Origin of the sequence: Aeromonas sp. sif2433, from assembly GCF_019218705.1 — a bacterium.
GTDB lineage: Bacteria > Pseudomonadota > Gammaproteobacteria > Enterobacterales > Aeromonadaceae > Aeromonas > Aeromonas encheleia.
The window spans coordinates 233,275-246,473 of record NZ_JAHUXD010000003.1; the positions used below are offsets into that span (position 1 = coordinate 233,275).

General features: G+C 67.2%; 13 protein-coding genes. 8 read left to right on the plus strand and 5 right to left on the minus strand.

All coding sequences use genetic code 11. The features are described from left to right. The first annotated feature begins 21 nt into the window (after positions 1-21). The 6 genes from menD (at position 22) to KW825_RS06510 (ending at position 7,159) form a co-directional block, all read left to right on the plus strand. Positions 22-1,734, plus strand: coding sequence for a 2-succinyl-5-enolpyruvyl-6-hydroxy-3-cyclohexene-1-carboxylic-acid synthase (menD, locus tag KW825_RS06485; protein ID WP_218328778.1), 1,713 nt, complete (start codon positions 22-24; stop codon positions 1,732-1,734). A gap of 195 nt (positions 1,735-1,929) precedes the next feature. Continuing rightward, a complete protein-coding gene (menH, locus tag KW825_RS06490; RefSeq protein ID WP_371315787.1) occupies positions 1,930-2,694 on the plus strand; it encodes a 2-succinyl-6-hydroxy-2,4-cyclohexadiene-1-carboxylate synthase in 765 nt (254 codons plus the stop codon). After that, on the plus strand, positions 2,687-3,547 hold the full coding sequence (gene menB, locus KW825_RS06495; RefSeq protein ID WP_042651971.1) for a 1,4-dihydroxy-2-naphthoyl-CoA synthase: 861 nt from the start codon (positions 2,687-2,689) through the stop codon (positions 3,545-3,547). Before menH ends, menB begins: the two co-directional genes overlap by 8 nt. Beyond that, positions 3,547-4,476 carry an o-succinylbenzoate synthase gene (gene menC / locus KW825_RS06500; RefSeq protein WP_042651970.1) on the plus strand — a complete coding sequence of 310 codons (930 nt, stop codon included), beginning with the start codon at positions 3,547-3,549 and terminating at the stop codon, positions 4,474-4,476. The genes menB and menC overlap by 1 nt, the downstream gene beginning before the upstream one ends. 10 nt (positions 4,477-4,486) lie before the next feature. Continuing rightward, positions 4,487-5,896 (plus strand): AMP-binding protein, encoded by a 1,410-nt coding sequence (locus KW825_RS06505; protein WP_218328675.1) that lies wholly within the window; start codon positions 4,487-4,489, stop codon positions 5,894-5,896. Between the two features lie 306 nt (positions 5,897-6,202). Beyond that, complete coding sequence (locus KW825_RS06510; protein WP_371315782.1) at positions 6,203-7,159, plus strand: vancomycin high temperature exclusion protein; 957 nt, start codon at positions 6,203-6,205, stop codon at positions 7,157-7,159. Between the two features lie 68 nt (positions 7,160-7,227). Here KW825_RS06510 and KW825_RS06515 read toward each other — a convergent pair whose 3' ends face one another. Together KW825_RS06515 and KW825_RS06520 are read right to left on the minus strand one after the other, a co-directional pair. Next, positions 7,228-7,842, minus strand: coding sequence for a superoxide dismutase (locus KW825_RS06515; protein WP_218328677.1), 615 nt, complete (start codon positions 7,840-7,842; stop codon positions 7,228-7,230). 22 nt (positions 7,843-7,864) lie between these two features. Further along, a complete protein-coding gene (locus KW825_RS06520) occupies positions 7,865-8,290 on the minus strand; it encodes a hypothetical protein (protein ID WP_042652186.1) in 426 nt (141 codons plus the stop codon). A 280-nt stretch (positions 8,291-8,570) separates the two neighbouring features. Here KW825_RS06520 and KW825_RS06525 point away from each other — a divergent pair, with 280 nt between their 5' ends. Continuing rightward, complete coding sequence (locus KW825_RS06525) at positions 8,571-9,482, plus strand: triacylglycerol lipase (RefSeq protein WP_218328678.1); 912 nt, start codon at positions 8,571-8,573, stop codon at positions 9,480-9,482. After that, positions 9,479-10,231 (plus strand): lipase secretion chaperone, encoded by a 753-nt coding sequence (locus tag KW825_RS06530; protein ID WP_218328679.1) that lies wholly within the window; start codon positions 9,479-9,481, stop codon positions 10,229-10,231. The genes KW825_RS06525 and KW825_RS06530 overlap by 4 nt, the downstream gene beginning before the upstream one ends. Positions 10,232-10,275: 44 nt before the next feature. On the opposite strand, the gene KW825_RS06535 is transcribed toward KW825_RS06530, so the two are convergent. The 3 genes from KW825_RS06535 to sgrR all read right to left on the minus strand — a co-directional run bounded on the left by KW825_RS06535 (position 10,276) and on the right by sgrR (position 13,191). Continuing rightward, a complete protein-coding gene (locus tag KW825_RS06535) occupies positions 10,276-10,974 on the minus strand; it encodes a hypothetical protein (RefSeq protein WP_218328680.1) in 699 nt (232 codons plus the stop codon). A gap of 31 nt (positions 10,975-11,005) precedes the next feature. Beyond that, positions 11,006-11,401: a thioesterase family protein gene (locus tag KW825_RS06540; RefSeq protein WP_042651963.1), complete on the minus strand. Its 396-nt coding sequence runs from the start codon at positions 11,399-11,401 to the stop codon at positions 11,006-11,008. A gap of 89 nt (positions 11,402-11,490) precedes the next feature. Next, positions 11,491-13,191 carry an HTH-type transcriptional regulator SgrR gene (sgrR, locus tag KW825_RS06545; protein WP_218328681.1) on the minus strand — a complete coding sequence of 567 codons (1,701 nt, stop codon included), beginning with the start codon at positions 13,189-13,191 and terminating at the stop codon, positions 11,491-11,493. Positions 13,192-13,199 lie beyond the last annotated feature (8 nt).

Genomic DNA, 13,199 nt, shown 5'->3' on the forward strand with positions numbered 1-13,199 from the left:
CTTCCCATGTTTGCGAGCCCCGTGTTTACCAGTAGACATGCCACCTTCAACCACGTCTGGTCTTCCCTCCTGCTGGAGGAGCTCTATCGCCTCGGCGTACGGGATCTGGCGCTGGCCTCCGGCTCCCGCTCGGCGCCGCTCACCATGGCCGCCGCCGCCCACTCCGGCTTTCGTCGCCACCTCCACTTCGACGAGCGGGGCCTTGGGTTCATGGCGCTGGGACTGGCCAAGGGCAGCAACCGGCCGGTGGCGGTGATCATGACCTCGGGTACCGCGGTGGCGAACCTCTGGCCCGCGGTGGCCGAGGCGCAGCTGACCGGAGTGCCGCTCATCATCCTCTCGGCCGATCGGCCGCCCGAACTCATCGACAACGGTGCCAACCAGGCCATCCAGCAGCAGGGGATCTTCGGCCACTACCCCGTCTATCAGCTCAACCTGCCGAGCCCCACCCCCAGCATCCCGGCCGCCTTCGTGCTGAGCTCGGTAGATCAGGCGCTGGCGCAGCAGGTGCGCACCCCGGGGCCTGTCCACTTCAACTGCATGTACCCCGAGCCGCTCTACCCCGGTGACGAGTATCAGGAGTTTGCCGACTACCTGGCGCCGCTCGGCGACTGGCTGCACTCAGACAAGCCCTGGAGCCCCTGGCAGCAGGCCGAGCAAGCCTGCCCCCGCCAGCCCGACTGGGCGGCGTTGCAGGGCAAGCGTGGCGTCATCGTCGCGGGCCGCATCCAGGATCCCGCCGAGGCGCTGGCGGTGGCCGGGCTGGCCGAACGACTCGGCTGGCCGCTGCTGGCGGATCTGCAGAGCCAGATCCGGTTCGATAGCCGCAACCTCATCCACATGGATTTGGCCCTCAACGACCACGACTTCACCGCCGAGCTGGCCCGCGCCGAGGTGCTGCTGCAGTTCGGTGCCCGCCTCATCTCCAAGCGACTCGGCCAGTTCATCAAGCAGCACCCCTGGCAGGATTACTGGCTGGTGGACTCGCAACCGGCGCGCCTCGACCCGGATTACCGGCTGCGCCGCCGCCTGGTCTGCGAGCCCAGCGCCTTCGCCGCCGCCCATCCGGTCAACGATCAGCAGCCCTGGCACCGCCTGGCGGAGCGCCAGCAGAGCGCGACCCAGCAGATCCGGGCGGCCTGCGATCGCTTCTCCGAGCTCGGGGTCTGCCATCGCCTCGGCAGCCTGATCCGGGGTCAGCTGTTCGTCGGCAACAGCATGCCGGCCCGGCTGATGGACATGCTCGGCGAGACCGGCAAGGGCCCGAGCCGGGTGATGACCAACCGCGGCGCCTCCGGCATCGACGGCCTGATCGCCAGCGCCTATGGCTTCGCACAATCGATCGAGCAGGGCAGCGACGAGCCCACCACCTTGCTGCTCGGCGATCTCAGCGCCCTGCACGATCTCAACAGCCTGGCCCTGCTCGGCAAGTCGAGCCGGCCGCTGGTGGTGATCCTGCTCAACAACGACGGCGGCAGCATCTTCCGCATGCTGCCGGTGCCCACCGGCGATCGGCTGCTGGAAACCTACTACTGCCTGCCCCACGGCTTGAGTTTCGCGCACGCCGCCGCCATGTTCGGCCTCCAGTATCGGGCGCCGACCACGCTGAGTGAGTTTGAACAGGCCTACACTACGGCCTTGGAAAAGGGGGTAACCCTGATTGAAATCAAGGTGCCGAGCGCCGAGGTGGCCGAGGATCTCAAGGCATTGGGAGCCGCCATCCGTGGTAGCTAAACCAGAGACAGCAACAGTGCGGATTGAAATCAAGGTGCTGAGTGACACCGAGGTGGCCGAGGATCTCAAGGCACTAGGGGCCGCCATCCGTGGTAGCTAAACCAGAGGCAGCAACAGTGCGGATTGAAATCAAGGTGCTGAGTGACACCGAGGTGGCCGAGGATCTCAAGGCATGGGGAGCCGCCATCCGTGACCATTGAAGCCAGAGAACCAGTGCCGCTAGTGCTGCTGCACGGCCTGCTCGGCGACGGCCGCGACTGGCAAGCGGTGATCGAGGCCCTGCCGGGGATCCCCTGCCATGCACTGGATCTGCCGGGCCACGGCAGCAACAGCGCGCTGCGGGTGACCGGCTTCGAGCAGACCCATCAGTGGCTCTGTGGCGAGCTGAAGGCGCGCGGCATAGCGCGCTATCGGCTGGCGGGCTATTCGCTGGGCGGACGGCTCGCGCTCTATCACGCCAGTCAATCCCCCGCCGGTTTGCAGGCTCTGCTGCTGGAGAACTGCCACCCTGGCCTGCCCGCGGCCGAGCGGGCCGCCCGCATCAAACACGACGATGGCTGGGCCGGCCGCTTCGAGCGCGAGCCCCTGACCGCCGTGCTGGCCGACTGGTATCGGCAGGGGGTGTTCGCCGATCTCAACGACGCCGCCCGTGCCCGTCAGGCCGCCCGCCGTCTCGGCAACGATGGCCAGGCCGTCGCCGCCATGCTGCAGGCGACGTCGCTCGGCAGGCAGCCGGATCTCGCCCCCTGGTTGACCGACACCCGGTTGCCGGTGACCTGGCTTTCCGGCAGCCGGGATCAAAAATTCCATCGGCTGGCTTGCCAGCTGGTGAAGCTGGGCTGCAATATCAATCACTTGACGCTGGATGGCGGCCATAATCTGCACGCCGACCAGCCCGAAATTTTTGCCCGACTCCTTTGGGAGTGGGTTAACCAACCAGAAGAGAAGCTCCATGATTGAAGCAATGACAGAAGCGGAACTCTATGCCGCCGTAGAGTGGCAGGATTGCTCCACCGGTTACGAGGACATCCTCTATCACAAGTCCCAAGATGGCATTGCCAAGATCACCATCAACCGTCCCCAGGTGCGCAACGCCTTCCGTCCCCGCACCGTCAAGGAGATGCTGCAGGCGCTGGCCGATGCCCGTTACGACGATCATATCGGCACCATCATCCTCACCGGCTTCGGCGAGAAGGCGTTCTGCGCCGGCGGCGACCAGAAGATCCGCGGCGACTACGGTGGCTATCGCGATGACGAGGGCACTCATCACCTCAACGTGCTCGACTTCCAGCGCGACATCCGCACCTGCCCGAAACCCGTGGTCGCCATGGTGGCCGGTTACGCGGTCGGCGGTGGTCACGTGCTGCACATGATGTGCGATCTGACCATAGCCGCGGACAACGCCCAGTTCGGTCAGACCGGCCCCAAGGTCGGCTCCTTCGATGGCGGCTGGGGCGCCTCCTACATGGCCCGCATCGTCGGCCAGAAGAAGGCCCGCGAGATCTGGTTCCTGTGCCGCATGTACGACGCCCAGCAGGCCCTCGACATGGGACTGGTCAACACCGTAGTGCCGCTGGCCGAGCTGGAGCGCGAGACGGTGCGCTGGTGCCGCGAGATGCTGCAGAACAGCCCGATGGCGCTGCGCTGCCTCAAGGCCGCGCTGAACGCCGACTGCGACGGCCAGGCCGGCTTGCAGGAGCTGGCGGGCAATGCCACCATGCTGTTCTACATGACCGAAGAGGGTCAGGAAGGGCGTAACGCGTTCAACGAGAAACGCCGTCCCGACTTCTCCAAATACAAGCGGAACCCCTGATGACACTCGCCCTCTATCGCTACCATCTGCCCTTTACCCAGCCCCTGACCTTTCACGGCAAGGTGGAGGTGGCGCGAGAGGGCCTGTTGCTGCGCATCGACGACGGCTGGGGGGAGATAGCCCCCCTGCCCGGTTTCTCCAAAGAGACCCTGGCCGAGGCCCAGACCGAGGCACTCGGCTGCCTGACACAACTGGCAAGGGGGCAAGCCATAGCCCCCCTGCTGCCCTCGGTGCAATTTGGCTTCGACTGCGCCCGCCGCCACTGGCCGGCGCAGACGACGCCCCTGCCCGACCCCTATCCGCTCATTCAGGGCTCCCCCCAGGAGCTGCTCAAGAACTGGAAGATCTGGCTGCACGAGACGCCCCTCAAGGCCAAGCTGAAGGTGGCCCGCTACCCCATGCGGGACGAGCTGGCGCTGATCCGCCTGCTGCTCGATCGGCGCCCCAACCTGAAGCTGGTGCTGGATGCCAACCAGGGCTGGACCCGTGAGGAGGCCTGGGCCTTCTGCGGTCACCTGGATCCGAACCGGATCGAATATCTGGAAGACCTGTGCGCCAGCTTCGACGACATCGCCTTCGTGGCGGCGCGCACCGGCATGCCGGTGGCGCTGGACGAGCTGCTGACCAGAGGCGAGCCCTGGCAGCCCATACCCCAGCTCAAGGCGCTGGTGCTCAAGCCCACGCTGCTCGGCGCCCTGGCCAACAGCGAGGCGCTGGTGGCCCGCGCCCGTGAGCTGAAACTCAAGGTGATCGTCTCCTCCTGCTTCGAGTCCGGCGTCGGTCTCGGTCAGCTCGCCCGCCTCGCCGGTGAGTGGGCCCCGGATCAGGCCCCTGGCCTGGATACCCGCCGCTGGCTGGCGGGGGATCTGCTGGACAAGCAGGGTCAACCCGATCTGAAGCTGCTCAAGCCCCTGTTCCACCGTGATTGAGGGGGCCCCCATGCCGCCCGCCTCAGGGCCAGACGCCCCAGCCGAAGCCTGCCCGGTGCGCCACTGGGCCAGCCAGGCGCCGGCGCGGATCGCCATCCACGGCGACCATCCCCTCAACTATCGGCAGCTCGACGAGCGGCTCAACGGCCTCTGCCAACAGCTGGAACGGGCGGGGCTGATCGCCGGCGACCGGCTGGCCGCCGTGGTGCGCGGCGCCCTGGCCGATGCCCTGCTGGCCTGGGCCTGCGTGCGCAGCGGCATCGTCTTCTGCCCGCTCAATCCCGCCTTTCCACTGGCCAGACAGGCCGAGCTGGCGCATCAGCTGGCGGTGGCCGCCTTCTGGTCGGCGGACGAGATGCCGGCCGGGCCCTGGCGCCCGCTGCGGCTGGATTTCGGCGCAGAGCTGAGCGCCGATGCCGGTCCCTTGCCGCTGGATCCCGCGCGGCTGTGCAACATGATCCTCACCTCGGGCTCCAGCGGCACCCCCAAGGCCGTGGTACACCGCCTCGCCAACCACCTGGCCTCGGCCCGGGGCTCCGCCGCCCTGCTCCCCCTCGATGGCGACTGCGGCTGGCTGCTCTCCCTGCCGCTGTTCCACGTCGGCGGCTACGCCATCCTGTTCCGGGTCTTTCTGGCGGGGGCCTGCCTGGTGCTGGACGATCGCAGCCGGTCCCTCAAGGAGCGGCTGGAGCGCCAGCCCATCACCCACCTCTCGCTGGTGCCGACCCAGCTCTGGCGCCTGCTGGCGCAGGGCTTCGATCCCGCCCGCACCCGTTTGCGCGAGCTGCTGCTCGGCGGTGCCGCCATCCCGCAGCCGCTGGTGAGCCGCCTCGGCGAGCTTGGCTTCACCCCCAAGTCGAGTTATGGCCTGTCGGAGATGGGCAGCCAGGTCTGCACCGGCCTGCCGGCCGCCCCCGGGGTGGTCGGGCGGCCGTTGCCGGGGCGGGAGCTCTGCATCCGGCAGGGGGAGATCTGCGTGCGGGGCGCCACCCTGTTCGCCGGTTACTTCAAGGCCGGCGTCCTGGAGCGACCGCTGGACAAGGAGGGCTGGTTCCACACCCGCGACAAGGGCCATTTCACCCCGGCCGGGGAGCTGGTGGTGGAGGGGCGGCTCGACAACCTGTTTATCTCGGGCGGCGAGAACATCCAGCCCGAGACCATAGAGCAGCGGCTGGTGGATCACGGCGCCGTGGCCCAGGCGCTGGTGGTGCCCATCCCCAGTGAGGAGTGGGGGCAGCGTCCGGCCGCCTTTATCGACTGGCACGGCGAGCCGGTGCCCCATGACGAGCTGGCCGCCTGGATCCGCGCCGCCCTGCCCGGCTTTATGGTGCCGGATCTGTGGCTACCTTGGCCGGATCTCGGCGGCAGCCTGAAGCCCTCCCGCAGCAAGCTGGCCGCCAGCCTGCAACAGAGTGTCTAGCGACATGATAGGCGACAGCGAGGCCTACCAGAGCTGGCTGAGCAACGACCTGCTGCCCTGGTGGGAGAGCAACCGGGACTCTGACGACTGCAAGGCCAACGACTCCTCCCACTGAGGAGCGGGCGAACAGACAGGGGCAGCCAGGGCTGCCCCTTCTCTTGGGTCCAGGCTGTGCAAAGATCGCCCGGCCACGACAGTCTCTGCCCGAGTGACGCCATCGGCGGCTATCAGGCCTGACGCCGGACACCAAGTTGTAATAGAATGGCTCCCTGTTCCCCCTTATTTCAGACCCGAACCGCACCGCGCATGAAGAAGTTTGCCAAGATCCTGCTCGCCGGCCTCTGCCTGCTGCTGGCCTCTGCCATTGCGCTGCTGGGCTACAGCGAGTGGACCGTCTCGGACGCCCGTCACTACACCTATGACGACGTCGATGCCGTGCCCTACAACCGGGTCGCCCTGGTGCTCGGCACCTCCAAGTACCTGATCGGGGGCAGCCCGAACCACTACTTCAAATACCGGATCAAGGCCGCCGCCGAGCTCTACAACAACGGCAAGGTGGACTACATCCTGGTCTCCGGCGACAACGCCACCGTGCAGTACAACGAGCCGCGCCAGATGCGGCGGGCCCTGATCCAAGCCGGCATCCCGGCCAGCGCCATCTACAGCGACTACGCGGGCTTCCGCACCCTGGACTCCATAGTGCGCGCCAAGGAGGTGTTCGGTCAGGCCCACTTCACCGTGGTGTCGCAGGCCTTCCACAACGAGCGCGCCATCTTCATCGCCCGCCACTTCGGCATCGAGGCCGTCGGCTTCAACGCCCTGGATCCCAGCGCCTATCAGGGCATCAAGACCCGGGTACGCGAGGTATTCGCCCGGCTGATGGGGCTGCTCGATCTCTATGTGCTGGACAAGGGACCCAAGTTCCTCGGCGAGCCCATCGTCATCGGCGGCCCCATCCCCTGCCAGGCCCTGAGCACCATAGGCGCCAGCCAGCCCTGCCTGCCGATCCCCCCGGTGACGCCGGTGCAGAAGCCGCTCGACAAGGCAGCCAGTGCGGCGACGGCAACCAGCGCGGCAACGGCAACCAGTGCGGCAACGGCAACCAGTGCGGCAACGGCAACCAGTGCGGCATCGGCAACCAGTGCGGCATCGGCAACCAGCGCGGCGACGGCAACCAGTGCGGCAACGGCAACCAGTGCGGCGACGGCAACCAGTGCGGCGACGGCAACCAGTGCGGCGACGGCAACCGGCACAGCCCCCTGAGCAGACAGAAACAAGAGACCCGCCATCAGGCGGGTCTCTTGTTTTATGAGGGCAGAAAAGGAGAAGGCTCAGGCCAGCGCCAACCGGTAGCGACGCGCCACCTCAGGCCAGTCGACCACCTTGTAGAAGGCGGCGATGTAGTCGGGGCGCTTGTTCTGGTACTTGAGGTAGTAGGCGTGCTCCCACACGTCCAGCCCCAGGATGGGCACCTGGCCCTGCATCAGGGGGCTGTCCTGGTTGGCGCTGCTCTCCACCCGCAGCTTGCCCGCCTTGTCCACCACCAGCCAGGCCCAGCCGCTGCCGAAGCGGCTCAGCGCCGCCTGGGTGAAGGCCTGCTTGAAGGCATCCAGCCCCCCCAGATCCCGCACTATCGCCTCGGCCAGCTCGCCACCGGGCTCGCCGCCCCCCTGCGGGCTCATCACCTGCCAGAACAGGCTGTGGTTGGCGTGGCCGCCACCATGGTTGCGCACCGCCCCCTGCACCTTGGCTGGCAGGCTGTCGAAGCTCAGCAGCAGCTCGTCCACCGGCAGGGCCGCGAATGCGGGCGCCCCTTCCAGCGCGAGGTTGAGGTTGGTGATGTAGGTCTGATGGTGACGGCTGTGATGGATCTCCATGGTCAGCGCATCGATATGAGGCTCAAGTGCATCGTAGGCATAGGGGAGGGTGGGCAGGGTATGGCTCATGTTCGTCTCTCTCTTCTTGGGATCAATGCAGTCGGGAGGCTGGCTCGGCCTGGCACAGGCATTGGCCGAGGCAGCGTTGAATGCCGTCGTGGCTGCCGTGCCGACGCACGAAGGCGAGCAGCTCGGTATGGGTGTTGCGGCTGTGACGCAGGGCGGAGGCCCGCAGCGGCGCCGGACAGGCGGGGGACTGGCTAGTGGCCAGCAGGCAATCGTGGATGTGGCACAGCAGATCGGCGGCCCGGTCCGGCAGCGTCATGGCCACCAGCAGATCCGCCAGGTTGTGGTGCGCCACCACCAGGGCAGCCACGGCTTCGTCCGCGTCGTGCCAGCCGGCGAACTGCTGACGGGCCAGCCACAGCGCCTGCTGGTAATGGTCGAGCGCCCTGGCATGCTCACCGGCATCGAAATGGCGATTGCCGCGGAGGGTCTGCTGCTTCCAGTGCGCCATGCTGTCGTCCCCGTCGGTGGCACCGACCCATCCTTTCACCCAACTTAGCGTCATGGCTTCAACACTCAAATGATAATAATTATTATTTAACTTATTTGACTGACGAACACAAGCGCCGGTTCGCGTGCCCGCCTCTGCCCATATGGGTAGGGTTTTTCCGCAATACCCGGTTTAGTGATCCCTTCCACAGATAGATTCGAGTGTGGCTACCATGCTCATAGGACTGGCATGAGGCCGGTGGCTGTCGGATAGGCAGCCCGTTTTCACAAGGATGATGAAGATGAAGAGATGGCTATTGGTGCTGCTGTGCGCCCTGCCCATGCTGGGCCAGGCGGCAGGTTATACCCAGACCCGTTACCCCATAGTGCTGGTGCACGGGCTGTTTGGCTTCGACAAGTTGCTCGGGGTCGATTACTTCTACGGGATCCCCCAGGCGCTGACCCGGGACGGTGCCCGCGTCTACGTGGCGCAGGTCTCCGCCACCCAGAGCTCGGAGCTGCGCGGCGAACAGCTGCTCAAACAGGTGCAGCAGGTGCTCGCCATCACCGGGGCCGACAAGGTGAACCTCATAGGTCACTCCCACGGCGGCCCCACCATCCGCTACGTCGCCTCGGTCGCCCCCGAGCTGGTCGCCTCCGCCACCAGCGTGGGGGGCGTCAACCATGGCTCCGCGATTGCGGATCTGGTCCGTGCCAAGGTTCAGTCGGGCTCGGTAGCCGAGCAGCTGGCGCTGGCCGCCGCCTCGGCGCTGTCCGGCGTCATCTCGCTGCTCTCCGGTGGCAGCGATCTGCCGCAGGATCCCCTCGCCGCCCTCGATGCCCTGACCAGCGCCGGCGCCGAGCGCTTCAACCAGCGCTACCCGGAGGGACTGCCGAGCCAGCATTGTGGCGAGGGGCCGCTGCGCGCCGCCAACGGCGTCTATTACTTCTCCTGGAGCGGGCGCGGCAACATGACCAACATCCTGGATCCGGTGGATCCGGCGCTGGCGCTGACCGGCACCTTCTTCGGCGAGCCCAACGACGGCCTGGTCGGGGTCTGCAGCAGCCACCTCGGCAAGGTGATAGGCACCGGCTACCGGATGAACCACCTGGACGAGGTGAACCAGTCGTTCGGCATCCACCACCTGTTTGAGACAGATCCGCTCACCCTCTATCGCCAGCACGCCAACCGCCTGCAGAGGCTGGGGCTATGAAGCGGGGGGGCCTGTTGCTGGCACTGCTCTGCCCGGCCCTGCTGCTGGGGATACTGGCGCTCTGCCCGAGTGTAGAGCCGCCTCTCGAGGCGGCCCCCGAGCGGGGGGCGCTGCGCCACCAGCTGACCCAGCGCCTGGAGCAGGGCGAGGCGGACGAGCAGGATCCGCTGCTGGTCCGCTATCGGGCCTTCCTGGCGGCGGAGGGCAGCCTGAGGGTGCCGACGGATCCTGGCCTCGCCAGCCTGCAGCTGCTGTTCGACCAGCGCGAGCAGTTGCGCCAACAGCGCTTCATCCCGGCCGAGCAGGAGCAGCTGTTCGCCGAGGATCGGCTGATGGAGCAGTGGACCCTGCGCCGCAAGGCGCTGGCGGAGGCGAACGAGGCAGACAGACAGGGGCTGGCCACCGAGCTGGAGCTCTGGCTGGCGGAGCAGCCCCAGTGGTTTCGGGAGGCCGAGACCAACGGCCGGCTGCTCGGCGAGCTGCAGAGCCTGGATCGGCTGGCGCCCGCCGAGCGCGACGCCGCGCTGCTGGAGCAGCTGGGGCCGGAGGCGGTGGATCGCCTGCACCAGCTGGCGCAGAACCAGCAAGGATTCGAGCAGCAGCTGACGGGCTATCTGGCCGAGCTAGAGCCCCTGCCCCCCTTCGAGCGGGCCGAGCAGCAGCAGGCGCTCCTGGCACGCTGGTTTCAGCCTGAGCAGTGGCGACGAGTCGAGGCGCTGACCCGGCTGCGGCTCGGGGAGCAGCCATAAATGACGAGGGGGCCTGCTGGCCCCCTCGCCTATCCTCGATGCCGTTATAGCGGCTTGTTGGCCCCCGGCATGGGCTGCCAGGTGAGGCGGGTCACCTGCGTGCCCTGCACCTCGCACTTGAGGCAGAGATCCTGCCAGCCCTTGTCCTGGCGCAGGGAGACCTCCCCCTCCATGCCACGCTCGCTCAGCTTGATCTTCTCCGGCTCGGCGATCACCTTGTCACCCTTGGCCAGCACCATCAGCTTGCCGTTGCAGAGCCACTGGCTCAGCTCCTTGCCCTTCAGCTTGGTGCCCTTGGCGGCCTGCTGCTCCGCCGGACTGGCGGCAAACAGCTGGCTCAGCTCGGCGGCCCGCTTGGTGAGCCAGGCCTCGCGCTGCTGCATGCTCATCTTGCTGACGAACTCGGCCGGTTGGCCCTTGTCGTCCAGCCACTGGGTGAGGTTGCCCTGGTTGTCGAAGGCGAACTGGGCGGCCGGCTCCTTCACCCCGAACAGCTTGCCCCCCTTGAAGTAGTAGCGGCTCTCGCCCTCCAGCTTGCCCTGCTCGTTCATGATGGGCACGGCGATGATGACGGGGACACCGTCGATCCAGGCCTTGATATCCACCCCGTCATGACTGAACAGGCGAGTGTCGAGGGCACTCTGTGCCCCCTGCTCCATCAGGGTAAACTGCTCGGCCAGGGTGGCGGCCAGCGAAGGTAGGGAACAGAGTCCCAGGGTCAGAGCGATCAGGGTATTGCGCATAAGTGTCCTGTGATGGGCCCGCGGGCCAGGATTAACTCTCTACCAACCAGGCCCGCAGCCCCTCCCGGTGCGTCTCACTCAGGGGACGGGATTGGCGGGTCCGGTAGTCAAAATGGATCAGGGTCGTCTCGGCGGTGACGGCCAGCTCGCCGCCCTGCCAGGCCTCCTGCCAGGCCGTGAAGGAGCTGGTGCCGATGCGGCGCACTCCGGTCTTGATCGATACCTGCTGACCGTAAAACAGCTCCCGTTTGAACTGCACCGCATAGCCCGCGATGATCAGATGCCAGTCATGCACATCCAGTTCGGGGGAGAAGAGACGGAACAGGGGATCCCTGGCCGACTCGAACCAGACCGCCGGCACCGTGTTGTTGATATGGCCGAGGGCATCGGTTTCTTGAAAACGGGGTTGGATCTGCATTTCCAGCATGGATATCGACTCCTTGTCGTTGGACCGTGCACAGGCTAGCGCGGTCGCCCTCACGACTCAAGCGTCCCTGCACCCGGGTGGGAGCCGGCTCAGGTTTCCTCCTGCTCTCCCCCCTGTACGGGTTTTAGCCAGGCACTGCGAAAATCGAACCAGCCGAGCGCCGTCATGCGCACCCCGTGCACCCCGACCCGGCTCTCCAGCTCCAGCCAGTGGTGGAACAGGGGCACGAACCAGCCCTGGCGCTGCACTTGTGCCAGCAGGGCGCGCGGCCCCGGCTCGGCGCCGCCGGCACGCCACTGCGTCAATCCCTGCCACAACCCCGGCTGGCGACCCCATACCCGCTGCAGCAGCGGCGTGCCCAGCAACCAGGCATAGGGGGCGAACGCCTGCTCGTGTTCCAGGTTGAGGGTGCCGAGCCAGAGATCCACGTCCTCATCCTCCCCGCTCACCCAGCGGTCGTAATCCAGGGAGCGCACCTCCAGCCGGATGCCCTGCTCTGCCAGCAGGCTGGCCATTGCGCCGGCGCACTCGTTGAACTCCAGATGCTGGTTGAAGCAGGCCAGCACCAGCCGCTCCGGCAACAGCGCGGGGCTAGGCAGCGGCGCCGGCAGGGCCTCACGCCAGTGCGGCAGCAGGCCGAGGGCGCTGGTCCAGCCCCGTTGCAGCTCGGGGGCGACCCGCGCCATCAGGGCGATGGGGTTGAGCAGGTTGGTCAGCCACTGGCGCAGGGCCGGATCCTGCAAGGGCCGGGATCTGTCGTCCTGCAGCAGGAAGTAGCAGCCGGACTCCAGCTCCGATTCGCCGCGCATGGTGCCGAGCTCAGGGCTGTCGTGGCCGAGTTGCAGGTGGCTCTCCAGCCGCTCCGCCAGCTCCGGCAGCATCCAGATGTCGATCTCGTCGAGCAGGGCGCGCAGACCGAAGTAGTCGTCGAAGGCGCACAGGCACAGCTGCAGGGGATCGTTGGCGGTGACCCGGTAGGGGCCGGTGCCCACCGGCTGCAGGGCGAAACCCGGCTCCCCCTTGAGCTCCCGCGGCAGTATGGCCGCCACCGGCTCGGCCAGCAGGTGGGGCAGCCAGGGATCCGGGCTGTCCAGGTGCAGATCCAGGGTGCGCGGCCAGGGGCTCTCCAGCCGGAGCAGGTGGGCGAACAACGGCCGCTCGCGCAACGCCAGCAGGCTCTCCATCACATCCTCCACCCCCAGCTCGCGACCGTGGTGGAAGCGCACCGCCGGCCGCAGGTAGAAGCGCCAGTGGCAGGGGCTTAGCAGTTCCCAGTGGTGGGCCAGATCCCCCTCGATTTCCCCATTTTCCTCATTTCGTCGGGTGAGGCCGTTGAAGATCTGCCGGCTCAGGTGGATTTCGGATCGGCGCAGCGGATCCGTGGGCAGCAGCATGGGCAGCGGACGGTAGTAGGGCACCCGCAGGATCTGGCGCCCCTCCCGGGTGGCCTGGCCGAGCTGCTCGATCAGCAGCGGGGTGAGCAGATCCAGCCGATCCTCCGCCAGCCGCACCGCCTGGGCGAGCTGGCCCTGGCTCAGCAGCGCCCGCAGGCGGCGTCGGATCAGGCTCTCCTGGCTGTCGAGCAGCAGCAGCCGGGAGCGGCGTCCCCGCCCCGCCTCGGCCGACCAGCTGAGCCAGCCCTGATCCTGCATGCGCCGCAGCAGCAGGCGGGCGTTGCGCGGGGTGCAGCACAGCAGCTCGGCGACCTCGGCGAGGCTGATCTCCCGCTCCTCGTTGCCGATCTGCTGGGCGAGTCGTTGAAATTGCTGATGGAGGCGACTGGTGGGCATAAAAGAGG